The organism is Methylophilus luteus (assembly GCF_042676265.1).
Classification (GTDB): Bacteria; Pseudomonadota; Gammaproteobacteria; order Burkholderiales; family Methylophilaceae; genus Methylophilus; species Methylophilus luteus.
In genome coordinates this window covers 1074574-1095077 of sequence record NZ_JBHTKB010000001.1, presented here as the reverse complement: position 1 = coordinate 1095077, position 20504 = coordinate 1074574, and the positions used below count along the sequence as shown (strand labels likewise).

22 protein-coding genes are annotated in these 20504 nt (G+C 53.4%); 7 read left to right on the top strand and 15 right to left on the bottom strand.

Going from position 1 to position 20504, the window contains the following annotated elements; genetic code table 11:
• Positions 1-38: 38 nt before the first annotated feature.
• From ACFQ1Z_RS04975 to guaB, 7 genes are all read right to left on the bottom strand, one after another.
• Positions 39-548: a Spy/CpxP family protein refolding chaperone gene (locus tag ACFQ1Z_RS04975; RefSeq protein WP_379056087.1), complete on the bottom strand. Its 510-nt coding sequence runs from the start codon at positions 546-548 to the stop codon at positions 39-41.
• Between the two features lie 152 nt (positions 549-700).
• Entirely contained in the window at positions 701-2296 is a 1596-nt protein-coding gene (locus ACFQ1Z_RS04970) for an ABC-F family ATPase (RefSeq protein ID WP_379056086.1), read from the bottom strand.
• Between the two features lie 62 nt (positions 2297-2358).
• Positions 2359-2964 (bottom strand): nitroreductase family protein, encoded by a 606-nt coding sequence (locus tag ACFQ1Z_RS04965; RefSeq protein ID WP_379056084.1) that lies wholly within the window; start codon positions 2962-2964, stop codon positions 2359-2361.
• 7 nt (positions 2965-2971) lie between these two features.
• On the bottom strand, positions 2972-3469 hold the full coding sequence (locus ACFQ1Z_RS04960) for a GreA/GreB family elongation factor (RefSeq protein ID WP_379056083.1): 498 nt from the start codon (positions 3467-3469) through the stop codon (positions 2972-2974).
• 71 nt (positions 3470-3540) lie between these two features.
• Positions 3541-4560, bottom strand: coding sequence for a tryptophan--tRNA ligase (gene trpS, locus ACFQ1Z_RS04955; RefSeq protein ID WP_379056081.1), 1020 nt, complete (start codon positions 4558-4560; stop codon positions 3541-3543).
• A gap of 45 nt (positions 4561-4605) precedes the next feature.
• Positions 4606-6213, bottom strand: coding sequence for a glutamine-hydrolyzing GMP synthase (gene guaA, locus ACFQ1Z_RS04950; protein ID WP_379056080.1), 1608 nt, complete (start codon positions 6211-6213; stop codon positions 4606-4608).
• Positions 6214-6313: 100 nt separating this feature from the next.
• Positions 6314-7774: an IMP dehydrogenase gene (gene guaB, locus ACFQ1Z_RS04945; protein WP_379056078.1), complete on the bottom strand. Its 1461-nt coding sequence runs from the start codon at positions 7772-7774 to the stop codon at positions 6314-6316.
• A gap of 169 nt (positions 7775-7943) precedes the next feature.
• Between guaB and ACFQ1Z_RS04940 the strand changes: the two genes are divergently transcribed.
• Positions 7944-8435, top strand: a complete 492-nt coding sequence (locus ACFQ1Z_RS04940) for a DUF4124 domain-containing protein (protein ID WP_379056077.1) — start codon at positions 7944-7946, stop codon at positions 8433-8435.
• An 11-nt stretch (positions 8436-8446) separates the two neighbouring features.
• Here the strand turns inward: ACFQ1Z_RS04940 and ACFQ1Z_RS04935 are convergent, their stop codons facing one another.
• Together ACFQ1Z_RS04935 and ACFQ1Z_RS04930 are read right to left on the bottom strand one after the other, a co-directional pair.
• The gene (locus ACFQ1Z_RS04935) at positions 8447-8815 is read right to left on the bottom strand and encodes an RnfH family protein (RefSeq protein ID WP_379056076.1); all 369 of its coding nucleotides are present in this window, start codon (positions 8813-8815) and stop codon (positions 8447-8449) included.
• The gene (locus ACFQ1Z_RS04930) at positions 8812-9246 is read right to left on the bottom strand and encodes a type II toxin-antitoxin system RatA family toxin (RefSeq protein ID WP_379056074.1); all 435 of its coding nucleotides are present in this window, start codon (positions 9244-9246) and stop codon (positions 8812-8814) included. Before ACFQ1Z_RS04930 ends, ACFQ1Z_RS04935 begins: the two co-directional genes overlap by 4 nt.
• A gap of 47 nt (positions 9247-9293) precedes the next feature.
• On the opposite strand from ACFQ1Z_RS04930, the gene smpB reads away from it, so the two are divergent.
• Positions 9294-9782, top strand: coding sequence for an SsrA-binding protein SmpB (gene smpB, locus ACFQ1Z_RS04925; RefSeq protein WP_379057175.1), 489 nt, complete (start codon positions 9294-9296; stop codon positions 9780-9782).
• 51 nt (positions 9783-9833) lie between these two features.
• Here the strand turns inward: smpB and ACFQ1Z_RS04920 are convergent, their stop codons facing one another.
• Positions 9834-10673, bottom strand: a complete 840-nt coding sequence (locus tag ACFQ1Z_RS04920; protein WP_379056072.1) for an NAD(P)H-hydrate dehydratase — start codon at positions 10671-10673, stop codon at positions 9834-9836.
• Between the two features lie 131 nt (positions 10674-10804).
• On the opposite strand from ACFQ1Z_RS04920, the gene ACFQ1Z_RS04915 reads away from it, so the two are divergent.
• The 4 genes from ACFQ1Z_RS04915 (at position 10805) to ftsB (ending at position 15117) form a co-directional block, all read left to right on the top strand.
• A complete protein-coding gene (locus ACFQ1Z_RS04915; protein WP_379056071.1) occupies positions 10805-12442 on the top strand; it encodes a CTP synthase in 1638 nt (545 codons plus the stop codon).
• 35 nt (positions 12443-12477) lie between these two features.
• The gene (kdsA, locus tag ACFQ1Z_RS04910; protein ID WP_379056070.1) at positions 12478-13317 is read left to right on the top strand and encodes a 3-deoxy-8-phosphooctulonate synthase; all 840 of its coding nucleotides are present in this window, start codon (positions 12478-12480) and stop codon (positions 13315-13317) included.
• Between the two features lie 68 nt (positions 13318-13385).
• Complete coding sequence (gene eno / locus ACFQ1Z_RS04905) at positions 13386-14672, top strand: phosphopyruvate hydratase (RefSeq protein ID WP_379056069.1); 1287 nt, start codon at positions 13386-13388, stop codon at positions 14670-14672.
• Positions 14673-14697: 25 nt separating this feature from the next.
• Positions 14698-15117 carry a cell division protein FtsB gene (gene ftsB, locus ACFQ1Z_RS04900; protein ID WP_379056068.1) on the top strand — a complete coding sequence of 140 codons (420 nt, stop codon included), beginning with the start codon at positions 14698-14700 and terminating at the stop codon, positions 15115-15117.
• A 78-nt stretch (positions 15118-15195) separates the two neighbouring features.
• Here ftsB and ygfZ read toward each other — a convergent pair whose 3' ends face one another.
• Positions 15196-16230, bottom strand: coding sequence for a CAF17-like 4Fe-4S cluster assembly/insertion protein YgfZ (ygfZ, locus tag ACFQ1Z_RS04895; RefSeq protein WP_379056067.1), 1035 nt, complete (start codon positions 16228-16230; stop codon positions 15196-15198).
• Positions 16231-16426: 196 nt separating this feature from the next.
• Between ygfZ and ACFQ1Z_RS04890 the strand changes: the two genes are divergently transcribed.
• Positions 16427-16789, top strand: coding sequence for a hypothetical protein (locus tag ACFQ1Z_RS04890; RefSeq protein ID WP_379056065.1), 363 nt, complete (start codon positions 16427-16429; stop codon positions 16787-16789).
• A gap of 12 nt (positions 16790-16801) precedes the next feature.
• On the opposite strand, the gene ACFQ1Z_RS04885 is transcribed toward ACFQ1Z_RS04890, so the two are convergent.
• The 4 genes from ACFQ1Z_RS04885 to ACFQ1Z_RS04870 all read right to left on the bottom strand — a co-directional run bounded on the left by ACFQ1Z_RS04885 (position 16802) and on the right by ACFQ1Z_RS04870 (position 20500).
• Positions 16802-17836, bottom strand: a complete 1035-nt coding sequence (locus ACFQ1Z_RS04885) for a VWA domain-containing protein (RefSeq protein ID WP_379056063.1) — start codon at positions 17834-17836, stop codon at positions 16802-16804.
• Between the two features lie 98 nt (positions 17837-17934).
• Entirely contained in the window at positions 17935-18963 is a 1029-nt protein-coding gene (locus tag ACFQ1Z_RS04880; protein ID WP_379056061.1) for a VWA domain-containing protein, read from the bottom strand.
• A 26-nt stretch (positions 18964-18989) separates the two neighbouring features.
• On the bottom strand, positions 18990-19529 hold the full coding sequence (locus ACFQ1Z_RS04875; protein WP_379056059.1) for a hypothetical protein: 540 nt from the start codon (positions 19527-19529) through the stop codon (positions 18990-18992).
• Positions 19514-20500, bottom strand: a complete 987-nt coding sequence (locus tag ACFQ1Z_RS04870) for a vWA domain-containing protein (RefSeq protein ID WP_379056058.1) — start codon at positions 20498-20500, stop codon at positions 19514-19516. Before ACFQ1Z_RS04870 ends, ACFQ1Z_RS04875 begins: the two co-directional genes overlap by 16 nt.
• Positions 20501-20504 lie beyond the last annotated feature (4 nt).

The following is a 20504-nucleotide window of genomic DNA, read 5'->3' as shown; positions in this document are numbered from 1 at the left end:
ACCGGCCATTCAGGCCGGTTTATAGTCATCAGCTGCGATTACGATTGTGGCTGGTCCTGCGGTGGCTGATTATGGAGTGGTTTGTCATGCTGAGGGCCACCATGGTCGTGACCACGTCCGCCATGATGCGGGTGCGGGAAAGCATTCTCATCAAACACTTTTTTCTGTGCATCGTTCAATTGTGCATAGAAAGTGCGTATGGCTTTTGAACGCTCGGCCTGGCGTGCATCACGTTCTTTATCCAGCGCATCTAATTTATCCAGACGCTGCACGGTATTCAGCTTGTCCAAGCCGGCCACATCAGGGCGCTCACCTTTGTCTTTAGGTTTGATCTGCGTCTGGTAGGTTTTCCAGGCGTTCTCTTGTGCGGCCGTCAGTTGCAGCACGGTATGCAATCTTTCCTGGTGCTTTTCAAAATGTTCTGCGCGATGTTCTTGCCAGGTTGTTTTATCGAACTTGCCTTTACCGCATGCAGGGCCATGATCTGCAAAGGCAGTCACGGAAAGCAAAGCCAAACTACCTGCGATAGCCAATTGTTTTAATTTCATGATGTATCCTTTTCAATCATCATTGCGAAATTGCAATGTTGATATTAAAACACCCGAATGTATCGGGTGTTTGTCAGGGCTGCAGGCTTATGTATCTGAATGTATCGCTACCCAATACGCAACAGGTGGCGAGTCAACTGGCAGGTCATTGCTTATTCTATGCCCTGGCTGGCCAGGTAATCCTCATAGTTGCCGGTGAAATCGACGATGCCATCGGCCTTGATCTCAATGATGCGGGTGGCGATAGAACTGACGAATTCACGGTCATGGCTGACAAAGAACAGGGTGCCTTTGTATTTATCCAGCGCGGTGTTGAGCGCTTCTATGGATTCCATATCCATGTGGTTGGTCGGCTCGTCCATCAATAACACATTGGTTTTGGCCAGCATCAGCTTGCCATACAGCATGCGGCCTTTTTCACCACCGGACAGCACTTTGACGGATTTCCTGGTCGCCTCGGTGGGAAACAGCAAACGGCCCAGCATGCTGCGTACCGTGTTGTCATCATCACCTTGCTGGCGTTGTGCGGTCATCCATTCAAACAGGTCTTCACCTTTTTCAAATTCGTATTCATGGTCTTGCGCAAAATAACCGAGATTGGCTTTTTCTGCCCATTTCACCTCACCGTGCTTGGGCTGCAGGTCGCCAGCCAGGCAGCGCAGAAAGGTGGTTTTACCAATGCCGTTCTCGCCTATGATCGCCACTTTCTCGCCAGCTTCAAACATCATTTCAACGCCATTGAACAAAGGTTTATCAAAGCCATGGCTGAGTTTTTTCAGCTCAACCGCATTGCGGTGCAGTTTTTCTCTCTCGTCGTACTCAAAGCGGATAAACGGATACTGGCGGCTGGAAGGCTTGAATTCTTCGACCTTGATCTTGTCGATCTGCTTGGCGCGGCTGGTGGCCTGTTTGGCTTTAGACGCATTGGCCGAGAAGCGGCGCACAAAGTCCTGCAGGTCAGCGATCTGCTGCTTGGCTTTGGCGTTGTCTTTGGCCTGCTGGTTACGCGCAGCGATGCTGGCTTCCATGTAGTCGTCGTAATTACCCGGGTAAGAGGTGATCTTGCCGTAATCCATGTCGCAGGTATGCGTGCAGACCTGGTTCAGAAAGTGCCTGTCATGCGAAATGATCACCATGGTGCAGTCACGGTTATTCACGATATCTTCCAGCCAGCGTATGGTGTTGATATCCAGGTTGTTGGTCGGTTCATCGAGCAGTAACACGTCCGGGTTGGCGAACAGGGCCTGCACCAGCAACACGCGCAGTTTCCAGCCAGGTGCTACGGCGCTCATGGGGCCGGTATGCTGTGCGATAGGGATCCCTACGCCCAGCAGCAATTCGCCAGCACGCGCTTCAGCGGTGTAGCCGTCATACTCGGCGAACTCGCCTTCGAGTTCTGCGGCGCGCATGTAGTCATCCTCAGTCGCCTCAAGGTTGGCGTAGATCGCGTCACGTTCCTGCATGGCTTTCCACATCTGCTCGTGGCCCATCATGACCACATCCAGCACGCGCTGGTCTTCATAGGCGAACTGGTCCTGTTTCAGGAAAGCCATACGCTCATTCGGGTCCAGGCTGACATTGCCGCTGGAAGGTTCCAGCACACCGGCCAGGATCTTCATAAAGGTGGATTTGCCGCAACCATTGGCACCTATCAGGCCATAGCGGTTGCCGTCGCCGAATTTCACGGAAACGTTTTCAAACAGTGGCTTGGAACCAAACTGCATGGTGATATTGTTCGCAACTAACATGCAAGAACTCTCAAAAATAGTTAATTAAATTGGTTAATTAAGACTGCGCGCTTCACGCAAAATCATTCAAAACGGTTGTAAATGACGACTTCATTCAATGGCAATTGCCCGCTGCGTGGCTTGGCAGCTTCCAGTGGTTTGCCAACCACGACGAACATGACCGGCACATGGTCGGCAGGCAGGTTGATCAGTTTGCCCACTGCGTCAAAGTCGAAACCATCCATAGGGCAGGTGTCATAGCCCATTTCCTTGGCGGCCAGCATCAGGGTCATGGCTGCCATGCCGCCAGAGCGCATGCCTTCATCACGCTCAGCCTGGGCGTGGTCGGTGTAATAGTCATGAATCGCCTGCACCAGGTAATCACTGGCTTGCTTGGGTGCATGCACCCAATACCTGGCCGGGTCTTTTTCCCATGCTTTAAGGTCTGCGGTCAGTATGATCAGCAAGGAGGCATCAGTCACTTGCGCCTGGTTCCAGCTCACAGCACGGATCTGGTGACGCAGCACCGGGTCCGTGACCACCACGAATCGCCAATGCTGGATATTAAATGCGGTGGGGGAGAGCATAGCCAGCGACATCAGTTGTTCGATCTCAGCCTCTGTCATGCGATGGCTGGGGTCGTAACTTTTAACAGAACGTCGTTCGTTGATGGCTTGTGATACTTTCATTTGGTCTTCAATACTCAATATTTAAAATGTCTAATTGCAAGGGGCCAGCCGGACGTTGCCAGGTGGAGCTATCGCCAACTTTACGGCCCAGCAAAGCTTTAGCCAGCGGCGAGACATAACTGACTTTGTGCTGGGCGATATCGGCTTCATCTTCACCGACTATCTGGTACTGCTGCTGTTCACCTTCTTCATCTTCAACCGTGACTTTGGCACCAAACAATACTGTATGTTGTGGCTGCTGCTCTGGGGTGACCAGTTGAACAGACTCCAGTCTGGCCACAAAATAACGCAGATCGCGGTCTATCTCTGCCAGTTTTTGCTGCGCATTGGGGTCTTCCTTGCGTTTGCTGTATTCAGCGCGCTCGCTTTCCAGCGTCTTCGCGGTCAGTTGTAACTGCTGCAGGCCGGTGGGTGTCACATAATTTGCATGCGGGCTGACCGGGCGTTCTGGCAGATCAGTGCCCGCCCGCTCAAGGTCGTCTTCCTTTACAAATCCGCGACTCATGCTTGATGTGTGATCGTTTCCTGTTGGCTGGCTGTTATGACAAATACAAAAGCTTAGAGATAAGTTAAACTTTAGAAATATGTTAAACCGAGCGCAGCTCTGACTTCACTCATGGTTAGGGCGGCGACTTCGCGCGCCTGCTCAGTGCCTTCACGCAGCAGTTGCAAGATATAGCCTTTGTCGTCAGCCAGTTCGGCACGGCGGGTGCGTATAGGTTCCAGCATCTCTTGCAATACCGCTTCCAGCCGCTTTTTAACGATGCTGTCTGCCAAGCCGCCACGCGTGTAATGCGCTTTCAGTTCGGCCACTGCCGCTTTGTCTGTATCAAACGCATCCAGGTATGTGAAGGCAATATTGCCTTCTACATGGCCTGGGTCTTCTATCTTCAGGTGCAGCGGGTCGGTGTAGACTTTTTTCACGGCTTTGCTCACTTCATCAGCCGTTGCGCCCAGGTTGATCACATTGCCCAGCGATTTACTCATTTTGGCCTTGCCATCAATGCCGGGCAAACGGCCCAGCTCCGGCACCAGCGCCTTGGTCTCGACCAGGATCTCCTGCTTGGTGCTGGCATGCTTATAGGTGCGGTTAAAGCGACGTACGATCTCGTTGGTCTGTTCTATCATAGGGATCTGGTCTTCGCCCACAGGCACCAGGGTCGCCTTGAACGCGGTGATATCTGCCGCCTGGCTGACCGGATAGGTGAGAAAGCCGGCCGGAATATCGCGCTCAAAGTCGCGCAGGCGGATCTCTTCTTTCACTGTCGGGTTTCTTTCCAGGCGCGCGACAGTGACCAGGTTGAGGTAGTAAAACGCCAGTTCAGTCAGCTCAGGTACTTGTGACTGGATAAAAATGGTCGATAGCTTGGGGTCTATGCCCACCGCCAGGTAGTCCAGCGCGACTTCCACCACATTGCGGTGCACTTTATCAATATCATCCATATTGTCGGTCAGCGCCTGCGCGTCGGCCAGCATCACGTATTGCTTGTATTCGTGCTGGTATTTGACACGGTTGCGCAAACTGCCGACAAAATGCCCCAGATGCAAAGGTCCGGTAGGGCGGTCGCCAGTCAGGATAATCGGTTTTGTGCTCATCGTCTTGTTCTCTGTTTAATGTGAGATCGAATCAAAAATCAGGGTTTATTCCCACTCTATGGTGGCCGGTGGTTTGCCGGAAATATCGTAGACCACGCGGTTGATGCCGCGCACTTCGTTGATGATGCGGTTTGACACTTTGCCGAGCAGGCTATAAGGTAACTCTGCCCAGTGCGCAGTCATAAAGTCGCTGGTCACCACGGCACGCAAAGCCACTACATAATCATAAGTGCGGCCATCGCCCATCACGCCTACCGATTTCACCGGCAGAAACACGGTAAAGGCCTGGCTGGTCAGGTCATACCAGGTTTTGCCGGTTTTTTCGTCCACGGTATTACGTAATTCTTCAATGAAAATCGCATCGGCGCGTTGCAGCAGCAAGGCGTATTCGGCTTTTACCTCACCGAGTATGCGTACACCTAGGCCAGGGCCAGGGAAAGGGTGCCGGTAGACCATGTCTCGCGGCAAGCCCAGGGCGACGCCGAGTTCGCGCACTTCGTCTTTAAACAGTTCACGCAACGGTTCCAGCAACTTCAGGCCCAGCTGTTCCGGCAGGCCGCCTACGTTGTGATGGCTTTTGATGGTGACGGCTTTTTTGGATTTGGCACCGCCGGATTCGATCACATCCGGGTAGATAGTGCCTTGTGCCAGAAAAGTCGCCCCTTTGTGACCGCCGCCGCTGGCCTTGAGTTTGGCGGCTTCGGCCTTGAATACTTCTACAAACTCGCCGCCTATGATCTTGCGCTTGGCTTCCGGGTCGCTGACACCGGCCAGCTTGCCCATGAATTGCGCACTGGCATCGACACGGATCACATTCGCGTGCAGACGGCCGGCAAACATTTCCATCACCATATCGCCTTCGTTAAGACGCAACAGGCCGTGGTCTACGAACACACAGGTCAGCTGGTCGCCGATGGCGCGGTGTATCAATGCCGCAGCCACTGAGGAATCCACTCCGCCGGACAAGCCGAGGATGACTTCTTCATCACCGACTTGTGCCTTGATACGGGCCACCGCTTCGGCGATATAGTCGCCCATGACCCAGTCCGGTCTTGCGGCACAGATCTCAAGTACAAAGCGCTCCAGCATGGCCTGGCCTTGTCTGGTATGCGTGACTTCAGGGTGGAACTGCACCGCGTAAAACTTGCGATCTTCATCCGCCATGGCGGCGATAGGGGTGGTGTCATTGCTGGCGATCACTTTAAAGCCGGCTGGCAACTCGGTGACCTTATCGCCATGGCTCATCCAGACGTCTATCAGGCCGTGGCCTTGTTCATTGGTCGCATCCTGAATGTCGCGGAACAGGGCAGAGTGACCGCGTGCACGCACCTGGGCATAGCCGAATTCGCGTTTCTGGCCTGCTTCTACCTTGCCGCCTAATTGCTGCGCCATGGTTTGCATGCCATAGCAGATACCAAGCACCGGGATGCCGAGTTCAAATGCTGCCTGCGGGGCCTGGTCGGTCTCCTCTTCGTAAACGCTGGCATGGCTGCCGCTGAGGATGATGCCATCGGCACCAAAATTACGGACAAATTCGTCCGACACATCACAAGGGTGAATTTCACAATAGACGTGGGCTTCGCGCACACGGCGGGCGATCAGCTGGGTTACTTGCGAACCGAAATCAAGAATAAGGATTTTTGAGTGAGACATTTTTTTAGCCACAGAGTGCACAGAGGACACAGGGGGTTCAGAGAAAAATCTCTGCGTCCTCTGTGTCCTCTGTGGCCAGGTTTAGTGTTTGACAGTTAACTTAATCAATACGGTAGTTCGGTGCTTCTTTAGTGATCTGAACATCGTGCACATGCGATTCATGCATGCCGGCACTGGTGATCTGTACAAATTCGGCTTTGCTGCGCATGTCTTCGATCGTGGAGCAGCCTACATAACCCATGGAAGCACGCAGGCCGCCCATCAGTTGATGCACGACTGCCAGTACGCTGCCTTTGTAAGGCACGCGGCCTTCAATGCCTTCTGGCACCAGTTTGTCCGCGTTAGAAGTGTTGTCCTGGAAGTAGCGGTCAGAAGAGCCTTTTTGCATGGCACCTATGGAGCCCATGCCGCGATAAGACTTATAAGAACGGCCTTGGTATAACTCGACTTCGCCAGGCGCTTCTTCAGTGCCGGCAAACATGCCACCCAGCATCACGCTGTTGGCACCCGCGGCGATCGCTTTGGAAATATCACCCGAGAAACGTATACCGCCATCGGCGATAAACGGTACGCCGGATTTTTCCAGCGCCTTAGCCACATTGCTGATGGCAGTGATCTGTGGCACACCGACACCAGCCACGATACGGGTGGTACAGATAGAGCCGGGGCCTATGCCCACTTTGACGCAATCGGCACCGTGGTCTACCAGTGCCAGTGCGGCATCGGCAGTGGCGATATTGCCGCCTATCACTTGCAGTTGCGGGTAACGGGTCTTGGCCCATTTCACGCGATCGAGCACGCCTTGTGAGTGGCCATGCGCAGTATCCACTACGATAGCATCCACACCTGCTTCAACCAGGGCGGCGATACGTTCATCAGTACCGTCGCCGACACCGACGGCAGCACCGACCAGTAAACGACCTTTTTCATCTTTACAGGCCAGCGGGTGGTCGCTGGATTTTTGTATGTCTTTGACGGTGATCAGGCCCTTGAGCTCATATTGCTCGCCTATCACCAGCAGGCGTTCGAGGCGGTGTTTATGCAGCAAGCCCATGATCTCTTCACGGCTGGCACCTTCACGCACTGTCACCAGGCGGTCTTGCGAGGTCATGACATTGCTCACAGCCTGGTCCAGGTTGGTCTCAAAACGCAGGTCACGGTTGGTGACTATGCCTACCACCTTGCCATCCTGCAATACGGGCAAGCCGGAGATTTTATGATGCTTGGTCAGTTCTATCACTTCGCGCACTGTCATTGCCGGGTGTATGGTCACCGGGTCTATCACTACGCCGGATTCAAAGCGTTTGACGCGCGAGACGCGTGAGGCCTGCATCTCTATAGACATATTCTTGTGGATGATACCCATGCCGCCCAACTGTGCCAGTGCAATGGCCATGCGGGCTTCCGTCACGGTGTCCATGGCGGCAGAAAGCAGGGGGATGTTTAAAGTGATGCTTTTTGTGAGTTTTGTGCGCAAGCTGACATCACGAGGCATCACGGTAGAATGGGCTGGAACGAGTAAAACATCGTCAAAGGTTAGAGCTTGTTGCAACAAACGCATGTGGAATCCTTATCTCCAAAATATAATTATACCGATTTCGTTTTAGCTTGACAAAGCGTTTTGTGTTTTTTGCCGCTAAAACAGCTCTCTCTGGCATGGTTTATGCATGGCTATTTCGAATGCTGGACATGGGCATAGACTGTTAATGTGGGAATTGAACGTGAGATTAATGAAAGTGATTCGGAATATCGTATGCATGATTTGCCTGTTGCATATATCCGCGCACGCCGAGATCTATAAATGGCGTGATGCCAAAGGAGTGATGAATTATTCAGACGTTCCGCCCGCGGCAGGTAAGCAGGCTGCCCAGCAGATCAAAGCCACAAAAGTCTCCAGTGAATACCCGCTGACCCGCGCCGATGCTTATAAAGAGGATGTACCAGCTGCCGCGGCAGATAAAGAAACTGCGGCCGGAAAAGGCCAGTTGCGCAAGCCGCTCTCAGATGAAGCTGCGGCGGTGGCCCTGGCTGCAGAAACGCGCATGAAAGCGCAAAACTGTGCCGCCGCACGTTCTAATTACCGCAATTATGCGGTGGGCGGACGCATGCAAAACGTCAACGAGTTCGGTGAAAAAGAGTATTTAAGCGATGAGCAGATCCGGGAGAATCTGGCCCGCGCCCAGTTCGAGATTGACGAAAATTGTCCAGCTGACGAACGCTGACCTTAGCACTGTCACTTGCTTTTACGTTTTTGCTGACCAGTTTTGGCAGCCTGCTTCTTCTCAGCAACAGTGTTCTTAATCGCAGCTCTTAATCTGCGCGCCTGTTTAGGGTCGGCGATCAATGGCCGGTAGATTTCAACCCGGTCCATGGCTTGCAGTACCTGGTCGCGCTGAACTACTTTTCCAAATACACCTATCTTGCATTTCTCTATGGCTATTTCAGGAAATTGCATTAACAGCCCTGATTGTTGAACAGCCTGTAGCGCAGTAGTGCCACTGGCGACAGTGATTGCGATCAGCCACTGTTTTTGCGGCAGTGCATAAGCCACCTCCACTGTCATCATCTCAGCAAGCGTTTCACGCATGGAGTCGGTCATCATTTGGAATAAAGCTTGTTGGCCTGTTTGACAAAGCTGTCGACAAAAGTATTGGCGATATGGCTGAATACCGGCGCGATGATGCGCTCTATTAGACCATTGGCAAATACATATTCCAGTTTGAATTCGATCTTGCAGGCATCTTCACGCAAGGGGGTAAAGTGCCAGTGGCCAGTCAGCTGCTTGAACGGGCCATCCACCAGGGTGATATCCATCTGGTGCGGAAACTGTTTGTGGTTGCGGGTGGTGAAGTGTTGCACTATGCCGTGGTAGCGGATATGAATAGTCGCCTGGGTCACCTGTTCTGTGCGCTCTGTCACCTCGCTGCCACCACACCATGGTAAAAAGCTGGCGTAATCCTCTACCGCGTCCACCAGTTGAAACATGGTGGCGCAGGAGTGCATGACCAATACGGTTTTTTCTACTTGAGCCATTATTATATATAGCGCCGGAACGGAGTTTGGTTTTGGGTTAAAATGCTATTTTAAGTGATTTAAGCCGGCAAACCAGCGTTATGACCATCGCGCAAAATAAAAAAGCGTTTTTTGACTACTTTATTGAAGAGAAGTACGAGGCCGGTGTCGTGCTCGAAGGCTGGGAAGTCAAGGCCATACGCGATAACCGCATCAACCTCAAAGAAGCCTATGTGGTGATCATGAGTGGCGAGATCTACCTGATAGGCTGCCATGTCACCCCGCTGGGTGCGGCTTCTACGCATGTGCGCCCGGACGCGATACGCACGCGCAAGTTGCTGTTGCATAACGAAGAGATAGGCAAGCTGATCGGTAAGGTGGAACGTGCCGGTTACACCATAGTGCCGCTGGACATGCATTTCACGCGTGGCCGGGTGAAAGTGCAGATCGGCCTGGCAAAAGGCAAGAAGCAGCACGACAAACGCGATGTAGAGCGTGAAAAAGACTGGAAGCGTGAACAAAGCCAGTTGCTGAAAAACAAAGTGCGTAGCCGCTGATCAGCACCATATTCTCTCCTGACCCTCTCTTGCAATTTAAGAATCAGGTTTTCAAGGCGTTAGCTGGCGCCATGCTGCCGGGATCAAGCCCGGCAGGTCTTCAGCGATCAAACCTATCCCATGCAGTTCAGCGGCTGTGCTGTGCAGCCATACCGCTGCAGCCGCCGCTTCAAATGCCGGCATGCCTTGCGCTAACAAGCCGGTGATCAAGCCTGCCAGTACATCGCCGGCACCTGCGGTGGCCAGCGTGGCGGGCGCTCTTTCATTGACGATGACGCGCTCATCAGGTGCTGCAATAATGGTGTTTGCGCCTTTTAGCAAAATGATGGCATTGGTTTGCCTGGCGGCAACCAGGGCCTGCGCGATGCGTTCAGGCAGCTGATCTGCTGGCTGCAAACCAAACAACTTTTCAAACTCGCCGTCGTGCGGCGTCAGCACGCACTGGCCGAGGATGGCTTTTTTCAAGCTATCTGACTTTCTGGCAAAGGCGGTCAGGGCATCGGCATCTATCACCACCGGTTTGGCGGTCTGCAGCATGGTCAGTGTGGTTTCGCGTGTTTCCTTGCTGGCGCCGGCACCGGGGCCGATCAGGAAAGCGCCTATCCTGGGGTCGTGGATCAGTGCGTATAAATCCAGCGTGCTGGCATAGGGTTTGGCCATGATGCTCAATAGCTGGCTGGCATAAATGGCCAGGGCCGCTGCAGGCACTGCGATCGCCGTGATGCCGGCACCACTGCGCGCGGCGGCTAATGCTGCCAGTCTGGCGGCACCTGTGACCGGGTATCCACCCTGGATCAGCACATAGCCACGGCTGTATTTATGGCTGTTGCTATGCGGGCTGGGCAATAAGGCTTCCCACAGGGCAGGCGAGTTAGACTGGTAGTGAGACATGGCTTGATTGTATGCCTGTCTGTGCGGATTAGCGAGTGTGTGCAAGATTTTATCCCTTTGCTTCATTGTGGGCGAAGGGGCTTTACGGTAAAATGTTCTCCCGTCTGCAACAATCTCAAAGTACCTCATCCATGACCAAATATGTATTCGTAACCGGCGGTGTAGTTTCTTCTCTTGGAAAAGGTATCGCAGCGGCTAGTCTGGGCGCTATTCTGGAATCGCGTGGCATCAAAGTGACCATGCTCAAGCTTGACCCCTATATCAACGTTGACCCTGGCACCATGTCGCCGTTTCAGCATGGTGAAGTGTTCGTCACCGATGATGGCGCGGAAACCGACCTCGACCTCGGGCATTACGAGCGCTTTATCAGCAGCAAGATGTCCAAGCGCAACAACTTTACCACCGGCCAGATCTACGAAACCGTGATCAAGAAAGAGCGGCGCGGTGAATACCTGGGTAAAACCGTACAGGTGATCCCGCATATTACTGATGAAATCAAATCCCATATCAAGCGCGGTGCCGAAGGCGCCGATGTCGCCATCGTTGAAGTCGGCGGTACGGTAGGTGATATTGAGTCGCTGCCTTTTCTGGAAGCCATACGCCAGATGGGTTTTGAAGAAGGCAAGAACAACGCCTGCTACGTGCATTTGACACTGTTGCCGTGGATCCCGACTGCAGGCGAGTTGAAAACCAAGCCTACCCAGCACTCAGTCAAAGAGCTACGCGAGATCGGTATCCAGCCGGATATCCTGTTGTGCCGCGCCGAGCGCGAGATCCCGGAAGATGAAAAACGCAAGATCGCATTGTTCACCAATGTGCCTTTCGAGGCGGTGATCAGCGCCATCGACAGCGACTCTATCTACAAGATCCCTGGCTTGCTGCATGAGCAGATGATGGATGAGATCGTCTGTCATAAATTGAATATCCTGGCCAAGGCTGCCGATCTGTCTGCCTGGCAGAAGATCACCTATGCGGTGGCCAATCCTAAAGCGCAGGTGGATATCGCCTTTGTCGGTAAATATGTTGACCTGACCGAGTCTTACAAATCATTGACCGAAGCCTTGATACACGCCGGCATACACACTGAATCCAAAGTCAAAATCCACTATATAGACAGTGAAGATATAGAAAAATCCGGCACCGACGCCCTGAACCGCATGGACGCCATCCTGATCCCAGGCGGTTTTGGGGTGCGTGGTACCGAAGGCAAGATCAAGGCGATTCAATTCGCGCGCGAGAATAAAGTGCCTTACCTGGGCATCTGTCTGGGCATGCAGCTGGCAGTGATCGAATTCGCACGCAATGTAGCGGGTCTGGCCGATGCCAACAGTACTGAATTCAACCCGGCCACAGAACACAAGCTGATAGGCCTGATCGACGAGTGGCAGGATGCCACCGGCAAGATCGAAAAACGTGATGAACATTCTGACCTCGGCGGCACCATGCGCCTGGGCGCACAAAGCTCGCCTATAGAGCCTGACACGCTGGCGGCCAGCATTTATGGCAGTGAGGTCAATGAGCGTCACCGTCACCGTTACGAAGTCAACAACCATTATGTAGACCAGCTCAAAGCAGCAGGACTGGTGGTTTCAGCACGTACGCCGCGTGAAGAATTGTGTGAAATGATAGAGTTGCCGCAGACCGAGCACCCGTGGTTCGTCGCCTGCCAGTTCCACCCTGAATTCACTTCCAATCCAAGACACGGCCACCCTTTGTTTAAAGCCTATGTGCAAGCTGCGCTGGCCCAGAAAAACAAAAGCCAGGCCTGAATAAGCAGAACCAGAATAAGCAGATAGGGAACATTATGAAGTTATGTGGTTTTGAGGTGGGTCTGCAACATCCACTGTTTATCATTGCCGGGCCTTGTGTGATCGAGTCCAAGCAAATGGCGATAGATACTGCCGGCCAGTTAAAAGAGATGGCGGCACGCGTGGGCGTGCCTTTTATCTATAAATCGTCTTATGACAAAGCCAACCGCAGCTCGACCAAGACCTTCCGTGGTTTTGGCATGGATGAAGGCCTGAGGATACTAGATGACGTGCGTGCACAATTGAATGTGCCTATCCTGACCGATGTGCATACCGAAGCGCAGGTGCCGCATGTGGCGGCGGTGGTCGATGTGCTGCAAACACCGGCTTTCCTGTGCCGGCAGACTGATTTTATCGTCGCCTGTGCGCAATCCGGCAAACCGGTCAATATCAAGAAAGGCCAGTTCCTGGCTCCGGGCGATATGAAACAGGTAGTGAACAAAGCCAAGGAAGCCAATGGCGGTGCGGACAATATCATGGTCTGCGAGCGAGGTGCTTCGTTCGGCTATAACACCCTGGTTTCTGATATGCGCGGCCTGGCCATCATGCGTGAAACCGATTGCCCGGTGGTGTTTGACGCCACGCATTCGGTGCAGCAGCCGGGCGGGCAGGGCGAAAAAAGCGGTGGCCAGCGTGAGTTTGTGCCAGTGCTGGCGCGTGCTGCGGTGGCCAGTGGCATCGCCGGCGTGTTTATGGAGACTCACCCTGACCCTAGCCAGGCGCTGTCGGATGGCCCTAACGCCTGGCCATTAGGCAAAATGGAAGATTTATTGCATTTACTGGTCGATCTGGACAAATTGGTGAAAAAAGCAGGCTTTGCAGAACAAACGCTGTAAGCCCTGCCTGCACCAGGCATCGCAGATATTCGTAAAGTTTTAAGTTAGAAAAACATAAGGAAAATAGTATGAGCGCAATTGTAGATATTATCGCCCGCGAGATCATGGATTCACGTGGCAACCCGACCGTTGAAGTGGATGTGTTGCTGGAAAGCGGCGTCATCGGCCGTGCTGCGGTACCTTCAGGCGCGTCGACCGGTGCAAAAGAGGCGGTCGAGCTGCGTGATGGCGACAAAAGCCGTTATTTGGGCAAAGGTGTATTAACTGCGGTTGAAAACGTCAATACCGAGATCACTGAAGCCATTCTGGGTCTGGATGCTGAAGAGCAAAGCTTTATCGACAGAACACTGATAGAGCTTGATGGCACAGATAACAAAGACCGTCTGGGTGCCAATGCCATCCTCGGTGTATCTATGGCCTGTGCGCGTGCTGCTGCTGAAGAAAGTGGTTTGCCACTTTATCGTTACCTGGGCGGTTCTGCATTCATGCAATTGCCTACACCTATGATGAACATCATCAACGGTGGCGCGCATGCTGACAACTCGGTAGACATTCAGGAGTTTATGATAGTGCCGGCTGGCCTGCCGACTTTCCGCGAAGCCTTGCGTGCTGGTGCCGAGATCTTCCATGCCCTGAAGAAAACACTGCATGACAAAGGTCTGGCTACCACAGTGGGTGATGAAGGTGGTTTTGCACCTAACCTGCCATCTAACGAGTCTGCCTTGCAATTGATCATGGAATCGATTGAAGCTGCAGGTTATGAGCCAGGCAAAGATATCTACCTGGGCCTGGATTGCGCCAGTACCGAGTTCTACAAAGATGGCAAATACCACCTGGAGTCAGAAGGCGCTTCATTGACTTCCTCTGAATTCAGCGACTACCTGGCTAATCTGGCTGGCAAATATCCTATCATTACCATCGAAGATGGCATGGACGAATTCGACTGGGCAGGTTGGGATCTGCTGACAAAACGCCTGGGTAAAACCACCCAGCTGGTAGGTGATGACTTGTTTGTGACCAACCCTAAGATCCTGCGTGAAGGCATCCAGAAAGGCGTGGCTAACTCTGTGCTGATCAAAGTCAACCAGATCGGTACTCTGACTGAGACTTTCCAGACCATTGAGATGGCAAAACGTGCAAACTACACCGCTGTGGTTTCTCACCGCTCTGGCGAAACAGAAGATACCACCATTGCCGATATCTCTGTCGCCACCAACGCTTTGCAGATCAAAACCGGTTCGCTGTGCCGCTCTGAGCGTATCGCCAAGTACAACCAGTTGCTGCGTATTGAAGAAGAGTTGGGCGATGCCACCAGTTATGCCGGCTTGTCTGCTTTCTATCAATTATTCAAATAATTGAGCCACTGCTACACAGGCCGATGTGCGCAAACTGACCATAGTACTGGTAGTGCTGATTGCCCTGCTGCAATATCCATTGTGGCTGGGCAAGGGCGGCTGGTTGCGTGTCTGGCAGTATTCACAGCAGATACAGGCACATGAAAAGCGCAATGATTATTACCGCCAGCGTAATGAGACTTTGCGCGCTGAAGTGCGTGACCTGAAACAGGGCCAGTCAGCGGTAGAAGAACGTGCCCGCAGTGAATTGGGCATGATCAAGCAGGACGAAGTGTTTTACCAGGTGATGCAGCGCAAGAACCCTAACCCTGCCGCGCCTGCCAGCGTCATCACCGCCACGCCTCCTAAAGAAGCCGTGCTGCCGCCGCTTGCCCCCACGCAAGCAACGCCCACGCAACAAACGCCGGCACCCGGCTCAGAAACACCGCCAGCAGTACTTGATTGAGATTAAAGCTTTAAACAAAAAATGGCGCATGATGCGCCATTTTTTGTTTCTGCAAGATACAGTTCTGCAAGCTGCAGTTTATGCCAGCGTATACGGTAATTCCGCAAACGCCAGTTCATACTCCTGCCAATAGATACTGCCTGCAGCTCTGGCTTCCAGCCTGCATTCTGCCAGCAACCACCAGCCACCTTGTTTGTTGGCTGCCACACGTACTAACTGGCCTGCCTCCTGCTGTTTGGCATCCAGCACCGCATCGCCCACCTGGGGCGCAACTGCCGTTTCCGGCAAGGCCGCCAGCAGGGTGCGGCGTTTTACTTTGCCCAGGTAATGGGTGCGTGCCACTATCTCCTGGCCGGTATAGCAACCTTTTTTAAAGTTGATGCCATCCAGCGCATCCAGGTTCAGCATTTGCGGTACAAATTGCTCTTGGGTAGCTGTATATACTTGAGGGATACCGGCCTGTATCTCCAGCGTGTCCCATTGCTCGCTGTCGGTTGGGTTAAAGCTGGCCGCCAGGGTTTTCCAGGCAGCTTCAGCCTGGGCGGATTCAACGATCAGCTGCGCGCGCTGTTTGCCGTGGCTGTCCGGTAGGCGGATCAGGCTGCCCAAAGGCGTTTGGCTGTACTGGTGTGCATGCAGCGGCAGATGTTGAATATGCGCTGCTGAGTCAGCACTTGCCAGCCCAAGGATGACAAACTGTTCACTGGCATCTTCAACCACCACTTTGCTGCGCAGGACGAACATGCGCAAACGTTTGACCAGCGCCGCAATCAATGCACGCGGGCATTGCAGGTAAATAGTCTCATTGATGCTAAAAGCATAAAACAGGGCCAGCAAACGGCCTTTTGCCGTGCAGTAACCGGTGAATTGCGCGGCTTGTGACAGCTGCTTAATATCATTGGTGAACTGGCCTTGCAAAAATGTCAGCGCATCCGCGCCACTGACTGCGATCAGACCATGGCTAGACAGATCGAATAACTGGCCGGAGGCAGGCGCTGCCGGTGTAGTAAAGACAGCTTCACCTGTTGCATTGAACTGGGCACCTTGTGAAATTAAGAATTGTTGCCAGGTTGCGCTGGATATAGTTGCGCTGGAAATAGTTGCGTTGGACATAAAAGACCTTCCTTAGGGGCGCGAATGATGGGGTATCAATCGGCTGCATGCAGACTTGATGAAAAAACCTATTCTACCAACTGAAATTGTATTGCGCTTTCATCCCTCTAAATTTTTATGGGGATGGTGGTCTCTATTTTCAATGGCGGTGCTGTCCAGTGTCTGGCTTTGCCTGCCCGTGGCATGGGCGTTCGCCTTGACTACTCTCTACGGGCTCGCCTGTGGCTGGCAATGGACGCAACTGGTCGCCACGCGCTGGAGATTCAGTGTGCAGACCCTGCAGGTGGATGTGTTTGGCCAGATGAGCGTGAGTTATGCATCTGGCCAGCGCTGGCAGATCTTGGTGTTGCCGGATAGTGTGGTGCATCATGGCCTGATGGTGTTGCATATAGTTTACCTGCCATCGCCGCCGTCAGTGGCAGAACCGCATTGCCAGGTGTTAGCTGACAAGTTGTGGCGGCTGCTACGCCCCAGGCGGCTGCTGATCTTGTTTGACCAGGCAGAGCCAGCCGCGCAAAAGGCGATGCGGGTGTGGCTGAACTGGGGCCTGCGTGAATAACAGCTTGCGGCATCACTGAAAATGATTGTCGTGCGCCACCGATTCACTGCGGGCAAACAACCTGGCTCTTACCTGCTTGCGATAGAGGCCGAAAGCATGCCTGAACTGGCGTATGGAATCCCGGTGTATGCTGGTCGCCAGCAGACACAGGCCAGCCAGCGTAGACAGTATCCAGGCGATAGAGAATGGCACTACTTCATGCCGCGGTGATTTGTGCGCTTGTATGGCTTGCAGCACCTCGTAGGTATCATCGCCGCGGATATATTGCGCACCTATCTCCTGCGCCAGTTTCTGCAGGTAAGGGCCGTCGCGCTTGGAAATAAAGCGGTCATAATCAGCGAGTGCCACGCTGTCGTCGCGGCCGCTGCTTTTGCTGGCAGTCACCTGCGCGACATTGGGCTGCACGGCAAAACTTTCATTCGACCAGTAGCCTATCATCTGGTTGTCTTCGGTCAGTTTGGGTATGCCTGTGCCTTTATCCGAACCTATGCCGACAAAGAACCAGCCATCACCACCCTGGAAACCTCTGAGATTGCGCGTGTTGAACGCATGCAGCAGGGGCGCTTCATCGCCATCGGTGAAATAGACCGCTTTAGTCGCTTCCGGCATCTGCCGCAGCAGTTTGGCCGTGATCGCCAGGCTTTCACGTAACTGGCTGTTGCCGGTCCAGGCCATGCGCCAGTCCAGGTGGTCTATGGTCTCGTGTATGGCCGAAAAATGCTGGCACACCTGCAGCGGGGTATATAGCGCCGCCACTGCATCACCGGCGAACAAGCCTATGCTGAGACGGGTGTGGCAGGGCAGCTGGGCCACGATCTCATGCATCATGTGCTTGGTGTAGTCTAAACGGCTGACAGTGCGGCCGTTGAGCGACACGTCCTTGGCATTCATGCTCTGGGTGACGTCAGCAATCAGAAAGTAGGTATGTACGTTGCGCTTTATAGGCACAGTAGGCACCAGGATGGCACCCAGTAAACAGAATAAAGCCATTGCGAGCAGGCAGCTGTCTCTATGTTTAAGCCAGTATTTGAGCCAGTGAGTGTTCATGGTGTATCCCCGGAAAACCGCCATGCGGTATTTCGTTCATGATGTGCCTGCATCACTGGCCTAGGATGTCCGAGGTAAATCAGGCGTTAACAAAAAAATTACTGAAAATGGTTGTCGTGCGCGATCGCCTCACTGCGGGTGAATAGTCTGGACCTGATCTCATGATGATAGATCTTCAGGTTCTGTTTGATCTGCCGTAGCGGGTGGCGGCTGGCATAAGTGCCAACTATACATAATCCGGCCAGGGTCGCCAGCAACCAGCCCAGCGGCAGCGGCGCGATATCCCTGCGGGCGGGCTTTTGTGCACGCATGGCTTGCAGCACGTTGTAACTGTTGTCGCCCTTGATATATTTGGCACCTATCTCCTGGGTCAGGCTTTGCATGTATTCAGCCGCCATTTTTGAGATATAGCGGTCGTTGTCGCCGGCCACGTTGTCATCGCGCACGCCCAGGGTGCTTTCCGAGATCTGCGCGATGCCAGGCTGCATGGCAAAACTTTCGTTAGACCAGTAACCGATCACCTGGTTATCTTCGCTGAGCTTGGGGATAGCATCGCCTTCTTCTGAGCCTATGCCGACAAAGATCCAGTCATCGCCGCCCTGAAACTCTTCCAGGTTCTTGGTGTTGAAGGCATGCAGTTTGGGCGCTTCTTCACCATCGGTGAAATAGACCACCTGCGCTGGCTCTGACAGGCCACGCACCACTTTGGCCGTGACAAACAAACTTTCACGCAGGCGGCTGTTGCCTGACCAGGCCATACGCCAATCCAGATGTTCTATGGTGTCCTGGATAGCGGCAAAGTTCTGGCAGATCTCGATAGGCGAATACATGGCGGCCACCGAGTTGCCGGCAAACAAGCCTATGCTGACCTTGGTGCCGCAGGGCAGGGAGCCGACCACCTCATGCATCATGTTCTGCATATAGGCCAGGCGCGTGACTTTTTTGCCACGGATGACCATATCTTTGGTATTCATGCTCTGCGAAATATCGGCCACCAGAAAATAGGTGTAGATATTGTGCTTGAAAGGGATGCTGGGGCGCAAAATAGCGCCCAGCAGGAATAGCAGCGCCAGCCCTAGCAGGACAGAGTCGCGGTGTTTGATAAATCGTCTGAGCCAGATATTCATATTTTCAGTTTGTATAGTGCCAGCGATTAAGGCAGACCATTGGGGATATTGCCCATGATCAGGCCGGGATTATCGGATTCGCCCACACCCGGAGTCGGTTTTTCCGGCAGCAAGCTCAGCACGCGGTCGTAATTGCGGCGTGTGCCCCAGTGGCTGTTATCTGCCTTGAGCGCGCTCTTATACGAGGTCATGGCCTGCGTCAGCAGGTACTCCACCTCATCGCGCGTGTTATTGTCGTTGCCGCCGGTGACCTGTATCGCCTTGAGAAAGAACATATTGCCTATGTTATGCAGGATAGCGGCGCGTTGCACAGGCGTGGTGCCATCTATCAGTTTGGCAAACAGCAGGGTGGCTTCTTTATAGCGCTCGTTCTTTGCCAGCCAGTAAGCCACTGCATATTTGGCTTCAAAACTCTGCTGGTCGGTTGGCGGAGTTTTTGCGGTGGTGATGGCTGCATTGAATGCCCTGGCCTGTTGTATGCGTTGCCAGGAATAAGCCATGGTGACTGTGGCGGCCACTGCGACCACGATCAGGCCTGTGACCAGTTTTTTTACGCTGAGCGCCATGTGTTGATCTCCAGATATTTAACCGCCAGCAGAAAGGCGATCATGACGATCGCGATCCAGTAACACACATTGGTGTAATCATGGCCGGGGACTTTTTCCATATATTGAATTGGTTTTTTTTCTTTGCTGTTGATGTCGGCGATCGCTGTTTCCAGTGAGCGCGGGTCAGACGCTTCATAAGCATTGAACGGGGTGCGCAGTGTCTGAAAGTACTGGTACAGCAACACTTCGGTAGGCATATGGCCGTCATAACCGCTGGCGGTGTACTTGGGGTCAAAAATGGTGATGCCGCCTGGCTGGCGCAACACTATCCAGTACAAACCTATGTTGTAGCGTTGCAGCCAGTCACGCAGCTTCTGCTGTACCATATCGCTGACGCGGCCGGCACCATCCGAGATCAGTATGATGGCGCGTGAACCGGAGTCAGGCACGTCTTTGAACAACTCTACCGCACTGGTCAGGCCGCCACCGATATTGGTCTGGAACAGCGAGTTGCCTGCTGTGGCCTGCACGGCAGACAGCACGGCTTCCTTGTTCTCGGTCAGCGGCAATACATACATGGCCGAGTTACTAAAGGTGATGACGCCCATCATGTCATTGCGGCGTCCTTTAATAAAGTTGGTGATGATACGCGCAGCCGCTACCGACTTGGTCTCGCCTATATGGCCGTCCTTATCGCCGACAAAAGCATCATCCATACTGGCGCTGCGGTCCAGCACCAGGCCTATCTGCGCGCCTATACCGGTACGCAGGACTTTTTGTTCCAGCGTATGTGGCCCGGCCAGGCCTAAGATCACAAACAATATGCTGAGTGCGGCCAGCGCTTTTAATAACAGCCCTATGATGCTGGATAAAGGGTCAGGCGGCAGCAGGCCTATCCACGAATAATGTTTGCTGTGTGAGCGTTCCAGCAGCAATGGCAGCAACGCCAGTGGTAATGCCCACAGTACCCAGGGGTGAGTGAATGCCATGATG